Raw genomic sequence first — 23668 nt, forward strand, 5'->3', positions numbered from 1 at the left:
AATGCAAGTAGAAATCAATTTACTTCCTCAGAAAAAAAAGATAGTCAAAAGTACGAGAAAAGTAACGATCCTGATGACGGTAGTATTCATGCTCGGAATGATTGTCATTGGGGGTGCAACATACCTAGCCAATCAAAAGGTGAAGGCTCTTGAGGTGGAGTTGCAGGGGATACAGGAACAACGTAAGGTTATTGAAGAACAGATTGTGCAAATGAAAGATCCTTCTAATACGCTTCAAAAGGAAATCAAAGCTCTAACCGAAGAACGGATAGATACGACTGATGTAGTTGCGGATGTCCTCCAACCTCTAAACAAAGATGCGATGCTGAATCTTACGTATGCCAACGATGGGAATGTCCTTTTGCTTGGCAAATTCAAGGGTCTGGAAGACATAGCTACTTATGAACAGAATCTAATTAAAACGGAAGGAATTTCAGAAGTTAAGGTTATCAAAATAACCAAGAACAGTGAACTTGAAGGAGAAATCGTCTCTGGTGATGTGCCGTATTTTACAGAGTTTGAAGTGAAGTATGCAAAAGAAGCGTATCGTCCGCAAGGGGGGGCAAACTGATGTCTTCCATTCTCTCACAAAAGAAAATCAGAGTCTTCTTATGGATTATTATTTTCTTGCTGTTCATTGCTGGATATCTACTAATTGTTCAACCACAGCTTGAAAAAATCAATACATTAAAATCTCAAATCAGCGTTGATAAAGCTTTCCTGAAAACCGCTAATCACCAGGTTGATATCGGTCAATCGAGCGCACTAGATTCCGGATATACAGTTCCTGAAACGGTTGCCACGGATCAGGTAGTCCTCGATCTACGCAAGGCTGAAACAGAGTCTTCAAGTGAAGTGCAGGAATTTTCTATGAATGGGGAAGACGAGGAAAAGTCATCTGTTGCATCAGAGGAAGAGGATAACATTCTAACAGAACTTCAATCGCTTGAATTGATCGTTCAAGTACAATCACCGAATGTGGATGCCATGAAGAAATTCGTCGATTCCATCGAACAAGGTAAGCGGTTGTACACTGTACAGCAAATTAGCATGCCTGCTAATTTAGAAACAGAGAATGCACCATTGATTTTTACGCTTAAGATTCAGACCTACCATCAATGAGTAGCATGTCATAAATAATCGAAACCTTTCTAGAACAAGACGACAGAGGTCTTGTTCTTTTTTATTTGGACTGTGGTATAGTCACTCTACTACTCTATCAGACAAGTTCTAAATACAAGTGAAAATACATAGAATAGACTGAACGGAAAAGGAGTTGATACGGGTGGATCGGAACGAAGAAAAGGATATTTCAATCAGAGTCAACGGGAAGGACAGGCCTGTGTCTGAGAAGAAAGAAGCCAAGAATGAAAAGACTGAAATCGCAGCTTCTATAGCTGATGATGCAGAGGAAACGCCTTTTGAATGGGTTCTTCCAAAAGAAAATACCGCTTCAAATGTCTACCTTTTCCATGCAAACCGTGATGACACGAAATCAGACGAGTATGGCGACCATTCCTATGAGTCTGAACGGAAGCCAGGGCTACCCATTCACCGGAAGAAACAGCGGACTCCGTTGAATAAGAAATTCCCCTCATCGGAAACGACTTTTAAATTACCTAAACAATTGCTTGTCCCGATTGGTAGTGCGATCGTGATCGGTTGTATCATTGGATTGATCGTGTTGATGATTTTTACGGGTGATGGATTCCAATCAAAAACCGCACCAGTGGCGAATGATACGCCTAAGACACCTGTTCAGAATCCAATCTCGAGTCCTGTTGCCGGTTCGGTCGATTTATCGATTTCACCACACATCGTGCAAGGTGGTGTCTTTTCGTCACTAGAGAATGCGGAAGAATTTGCGGATAAGGTAAAAGCGAGTGGTTTCGCTGCTGCGGTGGATCCTGAAGATAATCGAGTCATTATCGGGATTGGGGATTCGATGGAAGATGTACGTGGATTAGCTGGTGACTATCAGGAGGTCGTGGCGGATGCATACCCGAGACAATGGGAGATAGGTGGGAGTGACATTGCCATTTCAGAGAAAAATGATTACGCATGGCTGGTAGAAGGGAAGGATCTTCTTGCTGGCTTGTTCACTACACAAGAGGTTCAAGAGGAAACCATTTTAGCATGGAAAAAGGAAGCTCTTACTTCGCTATCAAATCTGGAAGGAGAGCAGCAGAAGAGTGCTGTAGCGTTCATCAATGCGTTGTCCTCGCTTACGGAATCGGGGGAAGACAAATGGGTGGTCCAGCAGGCGAAACTAGAAGCGCTCATTCATTACAAGACATTGGTTGAATCACTTTGATGGTGAGGAAGCTATTGACTCACCAAATTCCTCAATCATTCGACAAAAGATAGTCATAAATCGCCCTTCCTTTACGAACGATAGTAGAGGAGGGTGATACTATATTTGGTTGTCTTACTGGAAGGGATTTGCTATTCTGTAAATAATCCCTTCATTTGTAGTGAAATGACAATCATAACCTCTACTCTAAACGTAAAGGGTGATTGTATGAAACACCTCATATTAGCCTCAGGCTCACCTCGACGTAAGGAATTACTCGAAACAGCCCACCTTCCATTTACAATCCAAAAAAGCTCTGTACATGAAAATATAAGTGAAGAATATTCTCCGGCAGAGGTCGTTGAGCAGCTTTCGTTGAGAAAAGCGAAAGATGTCGCCAAGTCCAATCCTGATGATGCAGTCGTGCTTGGTTCGGATACGGTCGTCGTTTACGATGGCAAAATTCTGGGGAAACCAACAGACGATCAAGATGCATTTGAAACGTTACAGATGTTATCGGGAAATACACATCATGTGTATACCGGCGTTGCAATTGTATCAGGAGATGAGGAGATTTGTTTTCATGAAGCTACAGAAGTTACGTTTTGGAATTTGACTTCTGAGGAAATAAAAGATTACGTAAGTACGGGTGAAAGTATGGACAAGGCAGGGTCCTATGGGATCCAAGGACTTGGTTCCACTCTGGTCAAAAAGATTCACGGGGATTACTTCAGTGTTGTCGGTTTACCGCTCTCACGAACGGTCCGTGAATTGAAAAAATTCGGAATAACGAAAGAGGCAAAGTCAGTCACGGAATAAATCCTAAGGAGGATGATGAATTGGGTATAAAACCCCTGACAATCCGTGATTTTCCATTGAATGAGAGACCGAGAGAGCGTATGCTGAAAGAGGGAGCGAACGTGCTTTCCAACTAGGAGCTTTTGGCGATCTTATTGCGTTCGGGTACACGTCAAGAATCCGTTCTGCAACTGGCGCAAAAAGTCATTCAGCAATTTGAAGGTCTCAATCTCTTAAAAGATGCAACCATTGATGAATTGACGAAAGTAAAAGGAATTGGAAATGCGAAAGCGGTGGAAATCCTTGCTTCCATTGAACTTGGTAAACGTGTAAGCCGTCTTCAGATTGATGATCGATACATCATCCGATCTCCAGATGACGGAGCCAAATATGTCATGGATGAAATGCGTTTTTTGTCACAGGAGCATTTCGTATGCATTTATTTGAACACGAAAAATCAGGTGCTGCATAAACAGACCGTTTTCATCGGTAGTCTGAATGCCTCCATCGTCCATCCGCGTGAGGTGTTTAAAGAAGCGATGAAAAGATCTGCGGCATCTATCATTTGTTTCCACAACCATCCGAGTGGTGATCCCAACCCAAGTCGTGAAGATATCGAAGTGACACAACGTCTATCAGAGTGTGGAAAGATCATTGGAATTGATTTGTTGGATCACATCATCATCGGAGATCAAAAATTCGTGAGTCTTAAAGAAAAAGGCTACGTTTAGACTTCTCAAGCCTTAGGGTTTGGAGTATAATCAAAGTTATGAGTTTTGCTAGTAATGAAGGGAGATTTACATAAATGTTTGGTGGATTTTCAAGAGATATGGGAATTGATTTAGGAACTGCAAATACATTGGTTTATGTCAAAGGTAAAGGTGTCGTTGTTCGCGAACCTTCCGTAGTGGCAATCAATACAAAGAGCGGAGATATCGAAGCGGTCGGTAATGCGGCAAAGAACATGATCGGTCGTACGCCAGGAAATATCGTAGCTCGTCGTCCGATGAAGGACGGCGTTATTGCAGACTATGATACGACTGCTACAATGATGAAATATTATATTCAACAAGCGCAAAAGAACCGTTCTGTCTTCTCGCGTAAGCCATTTGTTATGGTTTGTGTTCCTTCTGGAATTACACATGTAGAAGAACGCGCGGTAAAAGAAGCGACAAAACAAGCAGGCGCACGTGATGTTGAAACGATCGAAGAACCGTTGGCTGCTGCAATCGGTGCAGATCTTCCGGTATGGGAGCCGACTGGTAGCATGGTTGTCGATATCGGTGGAGGAACAACGGAAGTTGCGATCATTTCACTTGGTGGCATTGTTGAGAAGCAATCCATCCGTGTCGCAGGTGACGAAATGGATGACGCAATCATCCAATACATCAAAAAGACATACAACGTCATCATCGGTGAACGTACAGCCGAGGCGATCAAGCTCGACATCGGATCTGCAGATGCTTCTGATGGAATGGAAGAAATGGATATCCGTGGTCGTGACCTCTTGACTGGTCTTCCAAAGACAATCACGATTACAGGCGAAGAAATCGCTGGAGCGTTGAAAGATACAGTTGATACGATCATGGATGCTGTGAAGCTTGCTCTGGAAAAAACACCACCTGAACTGGCTGCTGACATCATGGATCGTGGAATCGTGTTGACAGGTGGCGGAGCATTGTTACGTAACCTTGACCGAATCATCAGTGAAGAAACGAAAATGCCAGTGATTGTAGCTGAAAATGCATTGGACTGCGTTGCGATTGGAACGGGTCGTGCAATTGAAAACTATCAACAGGTCAGAAACAAACCTGGATTTGGTGGCGGCCGCTCTAAATCAAAGTCGTAAGAGGTGTGAATCGTGCCGCAGTTTTTCTCTAACAAACGTCTTATTATTCTGTTAGTCAGTATGATTGTTCTTGTGGCCATGATTGGTTTTTCCATGAAAGAAAGAGAAAACATTTCATGGCCTGAACAACTTTTACACGATACTGTAGGCTGGACCCAGTCCATCTTCTATAAACCCGCACATTTTGTAGCGGGTTTCTTTGGGAACGTCGTGGAAATGAAAGAAATCTATGAGCAAAACAAGGTGCTCAAGCGTCAATTGAATGAATATGACAAGCTCGCAAGCCGTGTGAAGGATCTGAAGAGGGATAACGAGTCCTTGCGACAAACGTTGGACAAGGAGGATACCCTGTCAGACTTTAACGTTTGGCATGCGACGATTGTCGGAAGAGCGCCGGAACCACAATGGTATCAATCCATTAAGATCGATTTAGGGAAGCAGGCTGGTGTGGAACCGAATATGGCTGTCATATCAGCAAAAGGATTGATCGGGAAAATCGACAAAGTTTCAGCCTTCCACTCAACGGTTGAATTGATCAGCAATACGGATCCGAACAGCCGTATTTCTGCTGTCGTTCAAGGCGAGAAAGAACCGGTTTACGGCTTGATCCAAGGATTCGATTCGAAAAAGAAACTATTGACGATGAAAATGATCGGTATTGATAAAGAATTGAAAAAGGGACAACTCGTGACGACATCCGGTTTGGGAGGTATATTCCCGAAAGGACTTGAAATTGGAAAAATCGTTGAAGTAGAGCCAGACAAAGTGGAACCGACGCAAACGGCTTACATAGAACCGTCAACGGACCTGTATGACATCCACCATGTCATGGTCGTCCAACGTACGATGCAGGAAGTCGATATGGAGTCTGATTCCGAAAAGGCTGAGGAGGAAGAAACGTCATGATCCGATTTCTTCTTCCTCTTCTTACATATTTGCTGTTTATAAGTGAAAGTACGTTGATGCAGGTTTTCACCCCACAGCATGTGGAAAGTGACACATTGCTCATTCCTCGATTCGTCGTGGTGATGGTTTGCTTCATCGGCATGTTTGTTTCTCCAGTCAGGGGTGTTGTTTACGGAATCGCTTTCGGGTTACTGTACGATCTCATTTATACGGACCTGATCGGTGTTCACATGTTCTCGATGGGATTGACGGCGTATTTGACAACTTTTATCGCACGTTATTTCCATGGAAACATATTTGTAACATTATTCGTGTTAATCATCGGGCTTTCGGCATTTGAATTTCTCGTATATGGCCTATATAGCTTGATCAATATAGCGAATATGATGCTTGAAACATTCATCTATCAACGCTATCTACCTACATTACTATTAAATAGCGTGTTCGTTGTTTTGGTCTATTACCCGCTTCGAAAATGGTTGATCAACATCGCCATGGACATAGAAGAAAAATAGGGTAGAAAAAAGGAATCCCCATTGACATTGTCGAATTTGTGTATGTTGAGGTGAACAGGGTAATGGCACAGAAACAGAAGCAAGCAAACAACCATTATGTAACGATAAAAGGAACAAAAGAAGGTTTGATCCTGAACTTGGATGACAATTGTTCCTTCGAACAATTACTCTCTGAATTGGAGACGAAATTGATCCACCCATCTGAAAACCAGGGATCAGACGGTCCTAAGATACCTGTTAACGTAAAGGTTGGAAAAAGGTACTTGACCGAGCACCAAGAAGAACTGCTTCGTAAAATCATATATCAAAAGAAAAACCTGCTTGTCGATGTCATCGAGACAGAAGTCATCACGAAAGAAGAAGCAGAATACATGAAGAAAGAAAACGAAGTGACATCCGTCAATCGAATGGTCCGTTCAGGACAGATCTTGAAAGTACAAGGAGATCTATTGTTGATTGGAGATGTCAATCCAGGTGGCTATGTAGCAGCTACTGGGAATATCTTCGTCATGGGAGCTTTGAAAGGGATTGCCCATGCTGGGTGTGAAGGACGTACGAGTGCTGTCGTCGCAGCCTCCGTCATGATTCCATCCCTAGTACGTATCGCCGATCAAATGTTTCAAGATGAAGAAGATGAACAAGAATACTCTGGTGGATGTGCCTTTTTAGATGAAGAAAACCATGAAATCAAATTGGACAGTTTACACATCTTACATCAGATCAGACCCGGTTTAAACCGACTGTAGGGAAAGGGGAATGTTTTGTGGGTGAAGCAATCGTAATTACATCTGGAAAAGGCGGAGTTGGAAAAACCACAACAACAGCTAATATTGGAACATCACTTGCACTCCTTGGAAAGAAGGTATGTCTGATTGATACCGACATCGGCCTTCGAAATCTGGACGTCATCATGGGGCTGGAAAACCGAATCATTTATGACCTGGTGGATGTCGCACATAACCGCTGTAAACTCCACCAAGCCTTGATAAAAGATAAACGATTTGAATGTTTGTACTTGCTACCTGCAGCGCAAACCAAAGATAAAAGTGCTGTCGTACCTGAGCAGATGAAACGGATTGTGACCGAGTTGAAGCAAGACTATGATTATGTCATCATCGATTGTCCTGCTGGTATCGAACAAGGTTTCAAAAATGCGATTGCCGGTGCTGACAAATCCATCGTCGTGACCAATCCTGAAACGTCCTCTGTCAGGGATGCGGACCGAATCATCGGTTTATTGGAGCAGGAAGATATCGAACCTCCGAAGTTGATTGTCAATCGACTGAAAGCACACATGATGGAAAATGGAGATTCGTTGGATGTAGATGAAATTGTCTCCATTTTGGCGATCGAGTTGCTAGGTATCGTGGTGGATGATGAATTGGTCATCAGAGCCTCCAACCGCGGAGAGCCGATTGCATTGAATCCTGATACGAAAGCTTCTCAAGCCTATCGGAACATTGCGAGAAGAATATTAGGCGAATCCGTTCCATTGATGTCACTTGAACAAGACAAAGGTCTATTCAGCAAAGTGAAACAGTTCTTCGGAATGAGATCATAATGTAAAAGTCAGACTCCCTTTACATGTTTATGGACATGTAAAGTGTAGGGTCTGGCTTTTTTTATTGGCGTGAGAGGGGGGACAACGCTAAATTGGGCAATTCATTTAATCAAAGTGAGCGTTTGAATAGGTGAAAACACGAAAACTGTGCAAGTCACCTAACCCAAGAGCCGATCTCGTTAGGTGAAAACGCCAAAACCCTGCATGTCACCTAACCAATAAGCCCCTCTGAAGTAGTGAAATCACCAGATTCACGAATCTCACCAACTCAAAATAAATTAGACAAGTTTTCTTCACATGTTTTCACAACTTAGACAACTGCCGAGAAACTAGGTGGCCACCCGAAAGGCATAATCCCTCCGGACAAGTCATAAACATGTACAAATCAGGTGTAGAGGGTGGAGGTCAATGAAAAATCGGGCGGACGAAATCCGGAGAAAATATCAAAACCAATTCAAGAGCCAAAAGCCATCATCAGGCAATACGTTCTCAGATAATAGAAGTTACCTTGATCGTGGACAAAGCGGGCATCCGTTATTCTCCTCAGAAGGATTCCTCTTCCGCATTATGGCAGCGGTGTGCCTATTTTTAATTGTAGGAATCGTCTTCAAAAATCCCACGGGACCTATGGTGAATGCCCAGGACTACATCAATCAGGCTTTTGAAGAAGAATTCCAATTTGCTTCCATTGCAGGTTGGTATGAAGAGAAGTTCGGTAAGCCGATGGCTCTCTTTCCGACGGAAAAAAAGGAAAAGTCGGATGGCACAGGATCGGGAGCATTAGATGAATATGCATTACCGGCCAATGCGAAAGTACTGCAATCGTTCAAAGATAATGGAAAAGGTGTCCTTCTGGAGACGGGGAGTAATTCAGACGTTTCTTCCATTAAGGAAGGGTTCGTCATCTATGTCGGTGACAAAGACCAATTGGGAAAAACCGTTGTCGTCCAACATTTTGATGGAAGTGAATCCTGGTATGGGAAATTGGATAAAATCAACGACAGCATCAAACTTTACAATTATATCGATGCAGGTGCGCAATTAGGGAAAGTGACCAAAGAAGAGAAGACTGGCTCAGGATTGTTTTACTTCGCCATCAAAGATAATGGTGGTTTCGTAGATCCTCTGAAAGCCTTGTCTTCAGACTGATGTGGAAACTGTTCACATTACTCAAAATCAATCCTCTTCTTTGGATCGTAGCAATCGTCAGTGTCATGACTGGTCATTTTCGCGAGTTCCTCATCTTATTCATCGTCATTTTCATCCATGAATTAGGGCACGCCATGACTGCATTGTTTTTCAAATGGAGATTGGTGAAAGTGGAAATGCTCCCATTTGGGGGAGTTGCTGAAATGGATGAGTATGGGAATAGACCTTACCGTGAGGAGTTATCTGTCATATTGGCTGGACCATTGCAACATGTATGGATGATTGTAGGTAGTTTATTTCTGATGCAATTCGGCATCGGAGATCCGTTCATACTGAATCTTTTTGTTTCAATCAATTGGATGATCTTATTGTTCAACCTTTTGCCGATCTGGCCGCTGGATGGAGGTAAGCTTCTTTTTTTATGTTTGACTGTCCTCTTTCCATATAAAAAGGCGAAGAGCCATATGCTTATATTGTCTTCCGTATTACTTTTGACTTTCTTCAGCGGTTGCATGCTTCTCTTTCCATTCCATATGAACCTATTGATCGTGTCGTCCTTTTTACTTTATGCCCATTATGTGGAGTGGAAACACCAGCCTTATGTTTATGTCCGCTTTTTGTTGGAACGATTGAATGCGATACAGAAACCAACCAAAAAGAAAGTCCTCACAGTTGACCCGACAGAGACTGTTGGCAGCGTGCTTTCCACCCTTTATAAAGGATACGAACACGAAGTGCATATCAAGTCCGATCCACCTTATGTTTGTAAAGAAAAGGAACTCCTCACCGCTTATTTCAAGCAAAGTGCCAAGACATGTGCAATCCAGGATCTTTTTCGATAAAATAGATGGAAAAGTGATTCAGATTCGGAATTGAGGAAGCACATGAACAAAATCATATTTAATTTAACAACTTCAGAGAAAAGAGCTGCCATCCTTCAAGATGGAAAAGTGGTTGAAATCCTCATAGAGCGCCCCGAGGAATATCCGAAAGCAGGGAATGTTTATGTCGGACAGGTTTCCAAAGTTCTTCCCGGCATCCATGCAGCATTCATTGACATCGGATTTGAGCAAAACGGTTTCATTCACTCAACTGACCTTGTAAAAAATCAAGATCAACAGCCGATCAATGAGCTTGTTCATGAAGGTCAATCATTAATTGTACAAGTGAAGCGTGAAGCATCAAAAAACAAGGGACCTCTCCTGACAGAAAACATTACGGTTCCAGGAGAGAATCTTGTTTATTTGCCGTTCAGCGGACACATCGCTTTGTCTAAAAAGCTTTCGGATGAAGATAAAGTCCGGATGAAGCAGCTTGGAGAAGATCTGATCACCTCGCCAGAAGGTCTGATTATGCGGACCTCAAGTGCTTCAACAGATATAGCGAGCATTGGAAAAGAAATCAAGGAGCTTAGAGAGGTGTGGACTTCCATACAGGAAGACGCGTTGAAAGTGAAGAAAAGCGGCTTATTGTTTGAAGGTCATTCGATTGTTGATACCGCTCTGAATCATGTACCTGATCAACGGGTGGGACTTGTTTTTGACAATGCCGATATGTATCGAAGGTATCGAGATCAACTACCCGATCCATATGAGGTTTCCATGTATAGAGGAAGTGAAAACATCTTCTCCCATTACCAAATCGAACCGGTTATTCAAAAAGCCTTATTACCTTCTGTATGGTTGAAAAACGGGGGGCAAATACAAATTGATTCGACCGAAGCACTTACGGTCGTCGATGTGAACACAGGAAAGTTCACAGGAAAACAAGACCGTGAACGGACTGTATTGGAAACGAACCTGTTGGCTGCTGAAGAGGCTGGAAAGCAATTGAGACTTCGAAATATCAGCGGCATGATTGTCATCGACTTCATCCGGATGTCGAAGGAAGAGCATCAGAAGGAAGTGGAAATGAAACTCAGGGAAGTGCTCTCGAAAGACCCCATTCATACAAAGGTGTATGGGTTTACTGCCCTTGGATTGATGGAGCTCACACGTCAAAAAGTGAGAGACAGTTTGTCTGCCCAGCTGACGGAGTCATGTTCAACCTGTGACTCATACCAAAAACAATGGTCAGTAGAGTCACTTTATCACCAACTTGAACGAATGCTATATGAACTACGTAATACTGAGGAGACTGGTGTTTGGATCGAGTTGTCCCACCGACTATATCAATATGTTACAGAAAGTGGATACAACCGGGAGAAACATCTTTTGGATCAGGTCCCTGCACAACTTTATATCACTGAAAAATCCACTGCAAAACTGAAGGAATTCCATGTCAGGCAGATCGGACCAAAGAATGAAATCGAAGCAAGGATACGCCAGGAATCGCGTTGACAATCTCACGCGCATTATGGTATGATTTTTCTGTTGGTTTTTGGAGCACCTAGCTCCAACCGCACAAACCAGGTTTTCAAGCCGCATTATTTGAATTAATATACTATATTGATTCAAGGGCACCTGCGATGGCGAGTCTGAGTATAATAGGAGGTGCAAATATGTACGCAATTATCGAAACAGGTGGAAAGCAATTCCGCGTTGAAGAAGGACAAGAACTTTACATCGAAAAGTTGGACGTTGAAGCTGGTGAAACAGTAACATTCGACCGTGTATTGATGGTAGGTGGAGACGACGTTAAAGTCGGAAGCCCTATGGTCGACGGTGCGACTGTAACAGCGAAAGTCGAAAAGCAAGGTCGCGGTAAGAAAGTCGTTGTTTACAAGTTCAAGCCTAAGAAGAACTACCGTCGTAAGCAAGGACACCGTCAACCTTACACTAAAGTCGTAATCGACAAAATCAACTCTTAATCATGTTAAGGGTTAAGATCCAACAAGAAGAGGAAAAAATCGTCTCGTTCAGCATTACCGGGCATGCAGAATCAGGTCCATACGGACATGATCTCGTATGTGCAGCTGTTACGGCTGTATCTTTCGGATCCGTGAATGCAATCGAGGAGATCTGCCAGGTCGAACCTGAAGTAGAAACCCGAGATAACGGCGGTTACTTACTCTTTAAAACGCCTTCCGCTGTAAGTGAAGAAACATCTGAGAAAATACAGCTTTTACTAGAAGGCATGCTCGTTTCATTGAGAACAATTGAACGTGACTATGGTCAATATATTAAAATTGAGGTTTTAGGAGGTGCATCCCATGCTTAAATTAAACCTGCAGTACTTCGCATCCAAGAAGGGTGTTGGTAGTACAAAGAACGGTCGTGACTCTATCTCCAAGCGTCTTGGAGCTAAAAGAGCTGACGGACAAACTGTAACAGGTGGATCTATCCTTTTCCGTCAACGCGGAACAAAAATCTACCCTGGTAAAAACGTAGGCCGCGGCGGAGATGACACTCTATTCGCTAAGGTAGACGGCGTCGTTCGTTTCGAACGTCTTGGCCGTAACCGTAAGCAAGTAAGTGTTTACCCAGTAGCCAAAGAAGCGTAACACTCAAAACTCTAACCGGACTGGTTAGAGTTTTTTTCTTCTTCGATAGGCGTCTCTTTTATAGAGATTTAGGGGACTGTCAATTATTAGTTTGGGAGTGCTGTTATGATGGGAAAATGGGATACTGTAAGCCTATTACGTCATGCTCGTCATGATTGGCTGAATCATCTTCAATTAATAAAAGGCAACTTGGCACTTGATCGAACCGATCGAGCGAAAGAAATCATCGAACAAATTGTTCAAGAGTCCAAGAACGAAGCAAAAGTATCGAATTTAAGGATGCCGAAAATGGCAGAACTTTTGTTAACCTACAATTGGCAGCAGAATCAATACAGACTGGACTATGAAGTAATCGGACAAGAAAGAGATTTATCCGAATATGATTTTTATTTATATGATTGGACACTTCAATTCCTGGCGCATCTGGAAAAAGTGGTTGACTTGGATTGTGAGTCCCATCTGATGATTACAATTCAGTTGTTGGATGAAAAAGCAAGGATCAGCTATGATTTTGCAGGTGAATTGAATGTGGAGGAAGTTGACGAATTCTTGAAGACAGCAAGACAGGCTGTACATAATTCTATAACAATCATCGAAAGCTACTGTCAGGAAAATGAACTGTTATTTATCCTCGAACTAGGATAAGAAATAGAGGTGAAAGAACCATGTTTGTGGATCAGGTAAATGTATTTGTAAAATCAGGCGATGGCGGGAATGGTATGGTGGCTTTCCGCCGTGAAAAATATGTACCGGATGGCGGACCAGCCGGAGGAGACGGTGGAAGAGGCGGAGATGTTGTTTTTGAAGTGGAAGAAGGCTTAAGAACGCTTATGGACTTCCGCTATAACAGGCATTTCAAAGCTCCTCGTGGAGAAAACGGAATGTCCAAAAACATGCACGGACGAAATGCTCAAAACATGGTCGTCAAGGTACCACCTGGAACGGTCGTGACAGATACGAAGACCGGTCAGGTGATTGCCGATTTGATCGATCATGGACAACAAGCCGTGATTGCAAGAGGTGGCCGTGGGGGAAGAGGTAATACCCGATTCGCTACTCCTGCCAATCCTGCACCTGAACTGTCGGAGAACGGTGAACCAGGTGAAGAACGAGAAATTACATTAGAGCTGAAGTTATTAGCAGATGTCGGATTAGTTGGGTTCCCGAGTGTAGGAAAGTCAACGTTATTGTCTGTCGTTTCAGCAGCGAAACCGAAAATTGCTGAATATCACTTTACGACGCTCAGCCCGAATCTCGGTGTCGTAGAAACGGAAGACAACCGAAGCTTTGTCATGGCTGACCTTCCTGGTTTGATTGAAGGTGCCCATGAAGGGGTCGGACTCGGTCATCAATTCTTAAGACATATCGAACGTACGAGGGTCATCGTCCATGTGGTGGACATGTCCGGTATGGAAGGCCGAGATCCTTATGAAGATTTCTTGAAAATCAACGAAGAGTTGAAGCAGTATAACCTTCGATTGACGGAGCGTCCGCAGCTCATTGTTGCGAATAAGATGGATATCCCGGGTGCAGAGGAAAACTTGGAAGAATTCAAAGAAAAAGTCGGAGATTATCCGATCTTCCCGATCTCTGCAATTACGAAGAATGGTGTAAGGGATCTGCTGTTTGAAATTGCGAATCAATTAGAAAACGCTCCCGAATTTCCACTTAATGAACCGGAAGAAGAGGAAGAAGAAAGAGTCCTCTATAAACACCATGCTGAGGAACAACCATTTGAGTTGTCTAGAGAAGACGATGGAACCTTTGTCATTACAGGTGGTAAAATAGAACGTCTCTTCAAAATGACAGACTTCTCACGTGACGAATCTGTCCGCAGGTTCTCCCAACAAATGAGAAGGATGGGAATCGACCAGGCGTTGCGTGATCGCGGTGCTGAAGATGGTGACATCGTTCGCATCTTAGAATATGAATTCGAATTCATCGAGTAGACTGTCACATGTGACAGTCTATTTCTTTCTAAGGAAAAGGATTAAAATTGCCTTCTATGGTTCATTCTTATATACTGAAAAATAATTCCAATTCAGGAGGCTGAAAAATGGAACGGTACGGCGAACGATTTTATCTAGTTAAAGAAGAATTGCTTTCTGAAGCGATGACCAAAACGTTGGAAGCAAAGGAATTATTGGAATCTGGTAAAGTGAGTACGGTCAACCAAGCGGTACAAGCTGTAGATTTGAGTCGGAGTGCCTTTTATAAATATCGGGATGGTATTTTCCCTTTTGAAACGATGGTCAAAGAGAAAATCGTCTCAATCTCCATCCACCTCGAAGATCGTTCGGGTTCTTTGTCATCCCTCTTAGCTATATTAGCTGAACTAGGATGTAACATTTTGACGATCCATCAGACGATTCCATTGCAAGGTAGAGCCAATGTAACCATTTCGATTGAAACGGCCTCTGCGAAGGAAGACATTAACGGCATCCTCAAAGCTTTAAAACGATTGGAGCATGTCAAACAAGTGAGCGTGATTGGCTCTGGCGCGTGAGGATGGACATTTCGTGTACAGAATTTTGTAATATAAAAAAAGCAGCCATAAGGGCTGTTTTTTCTTATCCTCTAATTTTGGGAAAGTAAGTAACCTTTCTCTTCCAATGCTGAGCAAGCTTGATCCAACTGTCTGGTGGAATCTGCTTCTAACGTGTGCAGATGAATCCCATCGGTCAACTCAAGTAAGTAAGAGGCTTTGGTTTCTTTTACTTTTTCCAAAAACATTTCAACATCGTGCCGGTTTTTGATCATAATCGAACCGGTCAAATCCCCATAAACAGGATGTTCAATCGTGACATCTTTCACCGTTACGCCATAATCGACGATGGTGATCAATTCATCTTCTGTCTGCTCTGCTGAATGTACGCTGGCGATCACTCTTGTTACCTTTTGTTTCTGAGGAGAAGGATGGAAATAAATATACCCTTGTGCAGTAGCCATGATGGGTTCGTTGCGAGCTTTCAACAAGGAAATATCTTGAACAATGACTTGGCGACTGACATTCGTATCTTTCGCTAATTGACTGCCTGTTAAAGGAGATGTACTTTCCTTCAACCAATTCAGAATCATTTCCCTTCGTTCTTCTCCTAATACTTTCGTTCCTTTCCCACTCATTGATTTTCCTCCTAAGACTACTGTTATTCCTTTTAAGGATACCATAATTTTTTTATCTTGAACGACCCACTTGTCTTATAGAATATGCAGAATCACACGTTCATATATTGGTTATGGTGAGCAGTGCGGTTTCTCATCTTGTAGCAAGATGCCCAAATTCTCATATACTGTGTATTGAATTAGGCAGGGAGGAGATCGTTTTGAAAATACACATCGTGAAAAAAGGGGATACACTTTGGAAAATTGCACAAATGTACGGCGTTGACCTGGATACCGTTATCCAGGCAAATCCCCAAATCAAGACACCCGACACCATCTACCCTGGTGCTAAGGTGAAAGTACCTACTGGTAATGCACCGATTAAATCCAATCCACATCATAGCAATAGCAATAACAATAATACCGTAATGCCATACATGAATATGAAGGAAAAACCGATCAAAAAAGAAATGCCGATCAAGAAAGAGATGCCGATCAAAAAAGAGATGCCAATAAAAAAAGAAATGCCAAAACCGAAGGAAATGCCTAAGCCAAAAGAAATGCCGATCAAAAAAGAAATGCCAGTGAAAAAAGAAAAACCGATTGTAAAAGAAAAACCAGTTAAGAAGCCACCAAAAGCCCCGATGACAGAAGAAGAATTTCATATTACTTTAGGGCTTTCGAAAGAGGAAACGACCACAACATATGAAATGCCAAAACCGAAGCCGATTCCTAAACCAATTCCTTGTCCACCCATCGACTATTGTATGCCGGATCCTTGTTGTGAACCGTATTATCCTATGATGGACCCATGCTGCGATCCGATGATGTACGGATATGGTGGGTATGACCATCCTATGATGTATGGTCATTCCATGCATGGTGGATATATGGACCATTACGGTATGCCTCATGAATATATGCACCATCAACATGGTGGATATGGCATGGAACATATGTATACAAACGGGTACGAAATGGATTCCTATGAAGGTATGTATGAAGACATGATGTGGGAAAATGGGATGGACTATGGACAGATGATGGAGTCTCAACAAATGGAATATGAGCAATATGGTGGGAACGGTCAAATGCCTTGGATGCAACAAGGTGGTATGGATCAGATGATGCCTGGAATGGGTCAAAATGGTGGCATGGAACAGATGATGCAGATGGACCAGGGTCAATATGATTTTGGTGCTCAAAATGCCGCGAATCCTTGGAAAGACCAAGATCAAATGTATGGACAAATGATGCCAGGAATGGGTCAAGGACAACAGAACGGCGGCATGGGTCAAATGATGCCAGGAATGGGTCAAGGTCAACAGAACGGCGGCATGGGACAAATGATGCCTGGAATGGGTCAGGGTCAACAGAACGGTGGCATGGGACAAATGATGCCAGGAATGGGTCAAGGTCAACCATTCGGAGGTATGGGACAAATGATGCCAGGGATGGGTCAAGGTCAACCCTCAGGAGGCATGGGTCAACTGATGCCAGGGATGGGTGGTCAAGGTCAACCATTCGGTGGTATGGGCCAAATGATGCCTGGAATGGGTGGTCAAGGTCAACCGTTCGGAGGCATGGGTCAAATGTTACCAGGCATGGGCGCAGCGGGCGGTCGAGATCCATATTGGGACATTGATATTGAAATGCAGCCTAGAAAAAGCAAAAAGAAAGAATCCAACAAAGAATAGGTAACGATTTCCATCTATTAGAAGATTATTTTAAACCTCCGATTGCCATCATAAAGGTGAAAGGAGGTTTTTCTAATGAAAAAATTTATGGCGTTCACATCAGCATTATTACTGACTAGTGCTCTGACAGCTTGTAATGCTGACGATAATGAAGCATTGGATACACGTTATGATAATGATACACGTCCAATCGGTTATTACACCAATGATGGTCGAAACGATGGACCTATGACTCGTATTGCCGATCGAGATCGAAATGACTTGGATCGCGCAGAGATCAATTATGCGGATGATTATGAAGGTGGGGACCTTGCTAGAAAAATCGCTCGTAAAGTTGAGAACATGCGTGATGTCGACGATGCACGTGTTGTCGTAACAGGAGATTCTGTCCTGATCGGAATCGACACGAATGATCGTAACGATCGCGACGTAGAACCGAAAGTCCGAAATGCGGTTCAAAAAATGACAGATAAAAACGTCCGTATCACAACGGATGAAGATATGTTTACACGTATCCGCGACGTAGATAACGATTTGCGAGATGGAAATGGTTTCGCTGAGGTACAATCGGATGTCAACGCAATTATGGATGATATCGGAGACGCACTTCAACGTCCATTTCAAAACAACCGCTAAACATTCCTTTAGGTGATTCCGGCTCTCTCCGGAATCATCTTTTTTATTGCCATACATAGAGTTGTACTGGCTTTAAGCCAGTCCGCATCTTATGCTATATTAGGATAAAAACCTGTGATCCATGAAGGGGAGAGAGTTACAATGGCAGGACATTCTAAATGGAAGAACATACAACGCAGAAAAAATGCGCAGGATGCAAAACGCGGGAAAATCTTCATGAAACTCGCTAAGGATATATATGTAGCTGCAAAAGAAGGTGGAGGAGATCCAGAAACCAATCCTTCGTTACGTTTGGTGGTCGACAAAGCGAAAGCTGCAAATATGCCAAATGAGAACATTGACCGTGCAATCAAGAAAGCGACAGGCAATTTAGAAGGAGTCAGCTACGAAGAAATCGTTTATGAAGGATATGGAGCTGGTGGGACAGCTGTGATGGTTGAAGTGCTGACAGATAATAAAAACCGGACAGCAGCTGATGTCAGACATGCCTTCTCCAAGCACGATGGAAATCTGGGAGAGTCTGGTTGTGTCTCATTCATGTTTGACCGGAAAGGGTTGATCGTCATCAATCAGGAAGACGTAACTCTACCTGAGGATGAATTCATGCTTGAAGTCATTGATAGCGGTGCAGAAGAATATGAACTGAATGATGGTATGTTTGAGATCTACACGGAACCCGAAGAATATGCGACTGTAAAATCCGAACTAGAGTCGAAAGGCTATAAAATCTCTTCATCGGAAATTACGATGATTCCTCAAACGCTATCAAAGATCGAGAATGAGGAAGCCAAAAAAGTAGTCAAATTGATTGATGTACTTGAGGATTTGGATGACGTTCAGGAAGTCTATCATAACTTGGATATTGACGAAGAGGAGTACGAAACCCTCCTATCCTAATTGAATATGGATATTTTTCCTTAATACGGTAAAACTATTATTGATTGAACTTATGCCTTTAATAACTTCGTGAGGTGATCGTAAGGTGAAATCCTTCCGTATCAAAACATCGTGGGTTTTTCCTTTAGTAGTAACCGTATTAGGGACCGTTTACGTCTTCTTGTTTCATACATTTGAAGATGAAGTGAAGGCGAATTTGCCCTCGAAAACGAAAACGCAGCCATATGCTGAAGTAGAAGCTCAAACTGTCAGTGGACCTATAACGGTCGAGGTTTATCTTCAACGAACATACATCGATGGGAAGCAAAGTGAAGAAGTCATCTATGAAACGATCTGGTCGATGGAGGACTTCTGGGCGAATTATGCAGACTGGCAACTCGTCGATCAAGAAGTGAATAAAGTCATCTTCGAACAACAAGTGGATGACATCTCTCCACAAGCCAAGGTGAATGGATTTTTCGGTTTGACAGAGGAGGGGATCCTGACAATCTTCAACGGGCGACCGCACGAGGAAGAAGTGATCCAGTCATTCTTCCAAATCGACATAGAAAAACTGGAAAGCGGTCTGATGGAAGATCTGAAACAAGGGATCAAAATCCAGTCGAAACAAGAATATACTGAGGTATTGGAACGATTCCGACCATATGCCACGAATTAATGTACAAGCAACCTTCACGGGTTGCTTTTTTCATGGGAGAAGCATGGGAGATTCTTTCGACTTTTTTAAAAAGGATATGCTACAATGAGGAAATAGGAAGAAATGTTCGCATTTTAAGGGGAGAATAAAGGTTGATTGATTATATTACTGGCATAGTGAAATACATACATACCGACCACGTTGTTGTTGAATGTGGGCATATCGGATACAAAATCAACTGTCCAAACCCATTCGTGTACCAAAGGGAAATTGGGAAGACGACGACAATTTATACGTATCAACATGTACGAGAAGATATATTGGCCTTATATGGCTTCGAAAATTTAGATGAGCGCGATCTTTTCATGAAGCTGATACAAGTTTCCGGAATAGGGCCGAAAGGTGCATTGGCGATTCTCGCTTCCGGAAAACCGACACAAGTTGTTCAGGCAATCGAGAATGAAGATGAAAAATTCCTCACACGATTCCCTGGTGTTGGTAAAAAAACAGCGAGACAAATGATACTGGATTTGAAAGGGAAGCTGCCTAACTGGACAGAAACGTTGTTTGATGAAGAGCCTGTCCAATCTTACACGCCACAAGAAGGCTTGGATGATGCTTTGGAAGCCTTGGAGGCTCTCGGTTATGGTCAAAAGGAAATCAAAAAGATCGTTCCGCAGCTTGAAGAACAAGGTGAACTCTCAACCGATCAATACATAAAAAAAGCTTTGCAATTATTACTGAATTGATCGAGGTGGATGAAATATGGAAGATCGTATCATTTCAAATGAATTGAATCAGGGCGATGAAACGTTGGAGTTCAGTCTGCGTCCACAATATCTCCAACAATATATCGGCCAACACAAGGTGAAAGAAAACCTGCAAGTATTCATTGAAGCGGCTAAAATGCGTAGTGAACCTTTGGATCATGTATTATTGTATGGTCCGCCTGGACTTGGGAAAACGACATTGTCCTGCATCATTGCAAACGAAATGGGTGTGAATATCCGGACGACGAGTGGACCTGCGATTGAACGTCCTGGTGATCTGGCAGCGATCTTAACGGCGTTGGAGCCGGGAGACGTCCTGTTCATTGATGAAATCCACCGTCTTCATCGATCTGTAGAGGAAGTCTTATATCCTGCCATGGAAGATTTCTGTCTGGATATCGTCATTGGAAAAGGGGAAACCGCTCGTTCTGTACGTTTGGATCTGCCTCCTTTTACATTAGTCGGCGCGACGACAAGAGCGGGTCTTTTGTCTGCACCACTTAGGGATCGTTTTGGCGTACATAGTCGTTTGGATTATTATGAACTGGATGACTTGACCGAAATTGTCATCCGTACCGGAGATTTCTTTGATATAATGGTTCAGCCGGATGCAGCAGAGGAATTGAGCCGTCGGGCAAGAGGGACACCTCGGATCGTGAACCGTTTGTTGAAGCGGGTCCGGGACTTTGCTCAGGTCCAAGGTGATGGCATCATTACGAAAAACATTGCAGACGAAGCGCTGGAAAGGCTACAGGTCGACCGTTTAGGATTAGACAATATTGACTATAAATTGTTAAGAGGGATCATAGAAAATTATCAAGGTGGTCCTGTCGGTTTGAATACGATTGCAGCAACGATTGGTGAGGAACCTCAAACGATTGAGGATGTTTATGAACCTTACCTGCTACAAATCGGATTCATCCAACGGACACCACGTGGTCGTATGGCTACAAGGTTAGCATATCAGCATTTGAATTTGGAGGAACCGAAACGGTCATGAATAAGATTTTCATCATCATCGGCATCGTATTTATCTTATTTGGATTGATCGGCAGTTTCATCGGAAAGCTGCCGGGAGACATCATGTTCAAAAAAGGGAATACTACCTTCTACTTTCCTATTGTCACCTCGATCGTAGTCAGCATCGTCTTGTCGCTCCTCTTTTACCTATTCGGACGATTTAAATAAATAATAAATCTTAAAACAAGGTGAATGCATTATGAGAGTGGAAGAATTCAACTTCAATCTGCCAGAACATCTAATTGCACAAACACCGTTGAAGGATCGCACAAAATCACGGATGATGGTCGTCGATCCTGAAATGGGACGTGTAGAAAATCGCGCTTTCAGTGAAGTCAGTGAATTTTTACAACCAGGAGATTGTCTCGTGCTGAATGACACACGGGTCATGCCTGCGCGATTGTACGGTATGAAAGCCGATACGGGTGCGAAGATTGAAGTATTACTGTTAAAAGAAGAAGAAAAGGATACATGGAAGACGCTCGTCAAGCCGGCGAAGCGTATTAAAGAAGGAACTGTCATCTCATTCGGTGATGGACGTTTGAAAGCCACATGTATGCAAGAAGGAGACCAAGGTGAACGGGTTCTGAAATTTGACTATGAAGGTGGAACGTTCTTCGAAATGCTCGATGAGCTTGGGGAAATGCCTTTGCCACCTTATATCCGTGAACAATTGAACGACCGTGAAAGATATCAGACGGTTTTTTCGAAGCATACGGGATCTGTGGCAGCTCCGACAGCGGGTCTACATTTTACAGAGGAATTGATTGCTGACCTGCAGGAGCGTGGAATCCACGTGGCGTACATTACGCTTCACGTCGGCCTTGGTACGTTCCGACCCGTCACTGCTGAAAACGTTGAGGAACATGAAATGCACGGAGAGTACTATCAGGTCTCGAAAGGCACAGCAAACCTGCTGAACCAGGTACGCTCAGAAGGGGGCCGCATCATTGCGGTGGGAACCACCTCTTGTCGTACACTAGAAACGATCATGCAGAACGGCGCAGAATCGTTCCAGGAACAGTCAGGCTGGACTGACATTTTCATTTATCCAGGATTTGAGTTCAAGGGAATCGATGGCATGATAACGAATTTTCATCTGCCTCAATCCACATTGATCATGTTGGTGAGTGCTTTAGCCGGAAAAGAATTAATCATGAAGGCTTATGAGGAAGCGGTCCAACAAGAATACCGATTCTTCAGCTTCGGCGATTCGATGCTCATCCTTGAAGGGAGTACCAAACATCTATGAGTGCAATACGTTATGAACACATTAAGACATGTAAACAATCAGGAGCTCGCTTAGGGAAGGTACACACACCTCATGGAACTTTCGAGACACCGGTATTCATGCCTGTAGGTACATTGGCGACGGTAAAGACGATGAGTCCTGAAGAACTGAAGGAAATGGAAGCAGGTATCATCCTCAGTAATACGTACCACTTATGGCTTCGACCTGGTCATGATATCGTAAAAGAAGCGGGCGGGCTTCATAAGTTCATGAACTGGGATGGTGCAATCCTTACCGACTCGGGTGGATTTCAGGTATTCAGTTTGAGTGACCTACGGGAAATCACCGAAGAAGGTGTCCATTTCCGGAATCACTTGAGTGGGGAAAAGCTGTTTCTGACACCTGAAGGCGCGATGGAGATCCAGAATGCGCTCGGATCCGATATCATGATGGCATTCGATGAATGTCCTCCGTATCCGGCTGAGTATTCCTATATGAGACAATCCGTTGAACGGACAAGCCGTTGGGCGGAGCGATGTTTGGAGGCCCATCAACGCCCGGAGGATCAAGGCTTGTTCGGAATCGTCCAGGGTGGAGAATACGAAGAGCTAAGAAAGCAAAGTGCGAAAGATCTCGTATCACTCGATTTCCCAGGCTATGCGGTCGGTGGACTTTCCGTAGGGGAACCGAAGGATGTCATGAATCGGGTGCTGGAATTCACGACACCATGGCTACCGGAAGATAAGCCAAGATACTTGATGGGAGTCGGTTCACCGGATTCACTCATCGACGGTGCGATCCGTGGTATTGATATGTTTGATTGTGTGCTGCCTACACGAATTGCCCGGAATGGAACGTGTATGACGAGTGAAGGGCGATTGGTTGTCCGCAATGCGAAATTCAGCCGGGACTTCCGACCATTGGATGAGAATTGCGATTGTTATACTTGCCGCAATTACTCTCGTGCTTATATCCGACATCTCGTCAAAAGCAGTGAAACATTCGGCTTCCGCTTGACGACTTACCATAACCTTCATTTTCTGTTAAAATTGATGGAGCGGGTAAGACAGGCGATTCGAGAAGATCGATTGCTTGATTTCCGGGAAGAGTTTTTTGAACAATATGGTTTCAATAAACCTAACGCAAAAAACTTTTAACATACATG

The 23668-nt window shown here is 43.3% G+C and carries 28 protein-coding genes, 1 pseudogene and 1 other annotated feature; of the genes and pseudogenes, 28 read left to right on the top strand and 1 reads right to left on the bottom strand.

All coding sequences use genetic code 11. From position 1 onward, the window contains the following. Position 1: 1 nt before the first annotated feature. From ACXQIQ_RS18675 to ACXQIQ_RS18765, 19 genes and pseudogenes are all read left to right on the top strand, one after another. Complete coding sequence (locus ACXQIQ_RS18675) at positions 2-571, top strand: PilN domain-containing protein (protein ID WP_439300884.1); 570 nt, start codon at positions 2-4, stop codon at positions 569-571. Beyond that, entirely contained in the window at positions 571-1122 is a 552-nt protein-coding gene (locus tag ACXQIQ_RS18680) for a hypothetical protein (RefSeq protein WP_439300883.1), read from the top strand. The genes ACXQIQ_RS18675 and ACXQIQ_RS18680 overlap by 1 nt, the downstream gene beginning before the upstream one ends. 163 nt (positions 1123-1285) lie before the next feature. Beyond that, positions 1286-2314 carry a hypothetical protein gene (locus ACXQIQ_RS18685; protein WP_439300882.1) on the top strand — a complete coding sequence of 343 codons (1029 nt, stop codon included), beginning with the start codon at positions 1286-1288 and terminating at the stop codon, positions 2312-2314. Positions 2315-2521: 207 nt separating this feature from the next. Continuing rightward, positions 2522-3112, top strand: coding sequence for a Maf family protein (locus ACXQIQ_RS18690; RefSeq protein WP_439300881.1), 591 nt, complete (start codon positions 2522-2524; stop codon positions 3110-3112). Between the two features lie 80 nt (positions 3113-3192). Further along, positions 3193-3822 (top strand): annotated as a pseudogene (gene radC / locus ACXQIQ_RS18695) (RadC family protein). A 74-nt stretch (positions 3823-3896) separates the two neighbouring features. Further along, positions 3897-4940, top strand: coding sequence for a rod shape-determining protein (locus ACXQIQ_RS18700; RefSeq protein WP_226546643.1), 1044 nt, complete (start codon positions 3897-3899; stop codon positions 4938-4940). Positions 4941-4952: 12 nt separating this feature from the next. Next, positions 4953-5846 (top strand): rod shape-determining protein MreC, encoded by an 894-nt coding sequence (gene mreC / locus ACXQIQ_RS18705; protein ID WP_439300880.1) that lies wholly within the window; start codon positions 4953-4955, stop codon positions 5844-5846. Then, complete coding sequence (mreD, locus tag ACXQIQ_RS18710; protein WP_439300879.1) at positions 5843-6361, top strand: rod shape-determining protein MreD; 519 nt, start codon at positions 5843-5845, stop codon at positions 6359-6361. Before mreC ends, mreD begins: the two co-directional genes overlap by 4 nt. A 62-nt stretch (positions 6362-6423) precedes the next feature. Next, positions 6424-7107, top strand: a complete 684-nt coding sequence (minC, locus tag ACXQIQ_RS18715) for a septum site-determining protein MinC (RefSeq protein ID WP_439300878.1) — start codon at positions 6424-6426, stop codon at positions 7105-7107. Positions 7108-7124: 17 nt separating this feature from the next. Next, on the top strand, positions 7125-7922 hold the full coding sequence (minD, locus tag ACXQIQ_RS18720; protein WP_439300877.1) for a septum site-determining protein MinD: 798 nt from the start codon (positions 7125-7127) through the stop codon (positions 7920-7922). Between the two features lie 408 nt (positions 7923-8330). Then, positions 8331-9071 (top strand): peptidoglycan DD-metalloendopeptidase family protein, encoded by a 741-nt coding sequence (locus ACXQIQ_RS18725; protein WP_439300876.1) that lies wholly within the window; start codon positions 8331-8333, stop codon positions 9069-9071. After that, positions 9071-9913, top strand: coding sequence for a M50 family metallopeptidase (locus ACXQIQ_RS18730; RefSeq protein WP_439300875.1), 843 nt, complete (start codon positions 9071-9073; stop codon positions 9911-9913). Before ACXQIQ_RS18725 ends, ACXQIQ_RS18730 begins: the two co-directional genes overlap by 1 nt. Positions 9914-9955: 42 nt before the next feature. After that, complete coding sequence (locus tag ACXQIQ_RS18735) at positions 9956-11410, top strand: Rne/Rng family ribonuclease (RefSeq protein WP_439300874.1); 1455 nt, start codon at positions 9956-9958, stop codon at positions 11408-11410. 47 nt (positions 11411-11457) lie between these two features. Next, positions 11458-11559 (top strand) — a sequence feature (ribosomal protein L21 leader region). A gap of 12 nt (positions 11560-11571) precedes the next feature. Further along, entirely contained in the window at positions 11572-11880 is a 309-nt protein-coding gene (rplU, locus tag ACXQIQ_RS18740; RefSeq protein WP_439300873.1) for a 50S ribosomal protein L21, read from the top strand. 2 nt (positions 11881-11882) lie between these two features. Then, entirely contained in the window at positions 11883-12230 is a 348-nt protein-coding gene (locus tag ACXQIQ_RS18745) for a ribosomal-processing cysteine protease Prp (RefSeq protein WP_439300872.1), read from the top strand. Then, positions 12223-12513, top strand: a complete 291-nt coding sequence (rpmA, locus tag ACXQIQ_RS18750) for a 50S ribosomal protein L27 (protein ID WP_221566230.1) — start codon at positions 12223-12225, stop codon at positions 12511-12513. The genes ACXQIQ_RS18745 and rpmA overlap by 8 nt, the downstream gene beginning before the upstream one ends. 105 nt (positions 12514-12618) lie before the next feature. Next, positions 12619-13158, top strand: a complete 540-nt coding sequence (locus tag ACXQIQ_RS18755) for a Spo0B C-terminal domain-containing protein (protein WP_439300871.1) — start codon at positions 12619-12621, stop codon at positions 13156-13158. Between the two features lie 20 nt (positions 13159-13178). Then, entirely contained in the window at positions 13179-14462 is a 1284-nt protein-coding gene (gene obgE / locus ACXQIQ_RS18760) for a GTPase ObgE (protein WP_439300870.1), read from the top strand. A gap of 107 nt (positions 14463-14569) precedes the next feature. Continuing rightward, the gene (locus ACXQIQ_RS18765; protein ID WP_439300869.1) at positions 14570-15019 is read left to right on the top strand and encodes an ACT domain-containing protein; all 450 of its coding nucleotides are present in this window, start codon (positions 14570-14572) and stop codon (positions 15017-15019) included. A gap of 71 nt (positions 15020-15090) precedes the next feature. Here ACXQIQ_RS18765 and ACXQIQ_RS18770 read toward each other — a convergent pair whose 3' ends face one another. After that, on the bottom strand, positions 15091-15636 hold the full coding sequence (locus ACXQIQ_RS18770; protein WP_439300868.1) for a transcription repressor NadR: 546 nt from the start codon (positions 15634-15636) through the stop codon (positions 15091-15093). 200 nt (positions 15637-15836) lie between these two features. Here ACXQIQ_RS18770 and safA point away from each other — a divergent pair, with 200 nt between their 5' ends. The 9 genes from safA (at position 15837) to tgt (ending at position 23660) form a co-directional block, all read left to right on the top strand. Beyond that, complete coding sequence (safA, locus tag ACXQIQ_RS18775) at positions 15837-17312, top strand: SafA/ExsA family spore coat assembly protein (protein WP_439300867.1); 1476 nt, start codon at positions 15837-15839, stop codon at positions 17310-17312. Positions 17313-17387: 75 nt separating this feature from the next. Further along, positions 17388-17948, top strand: a complete 561-nt coding sequence (locus tag ACXQIQ_RS18780) for a YhcN/YlaJ family sporulation lipoprotein (protein ID WP_439300866.1) — start codon at positions 17388-17390, stop codon at positions 17946-17948. Positions 17949-18089: 141 nt separating this feature from the next. Then, a complete protein-coding gene (locus ACXQIQ_RS18785) occupies positions 18090-18845 on the top strand; it encodes a YebC/PmpR family DNA-binding transcriptional regulator (RefSeq protein ID WP_439300865.1) in 756 nt (251 codons plus the stop codon). 85 nt (positions 18846-18930) lie between these two features. Continuing rightward, positions 18931-19503, top strand: a complete 573-nt coding sequence (locus ACXQIQ_RS18790; RefSeq protein WP_439300864.1) for a BofC C-terminal domain-containing protein — start codon at positions 18931-18933, stop codon at positions 19501-19503. A gap of 131 nt (positions 19504-19634) precedes the next feature. Further along, positions 19635-20231 (top strand): Holliday junction branch migration protein RuvA, encoded by a 597-nt coding sequence (ruvA, locus tag ACXQIQ_RS18795; RefSeq protein WP_439300863.1) that lies wholly within the window; start codon positions 19635-19637, stop codon positions 20229-20231. A gap of 16 nt (positions 20232-20247) precedes the next feature. Next, entirely contained in the window at positions 20248-21252 is a 1005-nt protein-coding gene (gene ruvB, locus ACXQIQ_RS18800) for a Holliday junction branch migration DNA helicase RuvB (RefSeq protein ID WP_439300862.1), read from the top strand. Continuing rightward, a complete protein-coding gene (locus ACXQIQ_RS18805) occupies positions 21249-21440 on the top strand; it encodes a DUF2905 domain-containing protein (RefSeq protein ID WP_439300861.1) in 192 nt (63 codons plus the stop codon). Before ruvB ends, ACXQIQ_RS18805 begins: the two co-directional genes overlap by 4 nt. A 31-nt stretch (positions 21441-21471) precedes the next feature. Then, a complete protein-coding gene (gene queA / locus ACXQIQ_RS18810) occupies positions 21472-22524 on the top strand; it encodes a tRNA preQ1(34) S-adenosylmethionine ribosyltransferase-isomerase QueA (RefSeq protein WP_439300860.1) in 1053 nt (350 codons plus the stop codon). Then, positions 22521-23660: a tRNA guanosine(34) transglycosylase Tgt gene (tgt, locus tag ACXQIQ_RS18815; protein ID WP_439300859.1), complete on the top strand. Its 1140-nt coding sequence runs from the start codon at positions 22521-22523 to the stop codon at positions 23658-23660. Before queA ends, tgt begins: the two co-directional genes overlap by 4 nt. Positions 23661-23668: the final 8 nt, after the last annotated feature.

This window comes from Pseudalkalibacillus sp. Hm43, assembly GCF_054170705.1.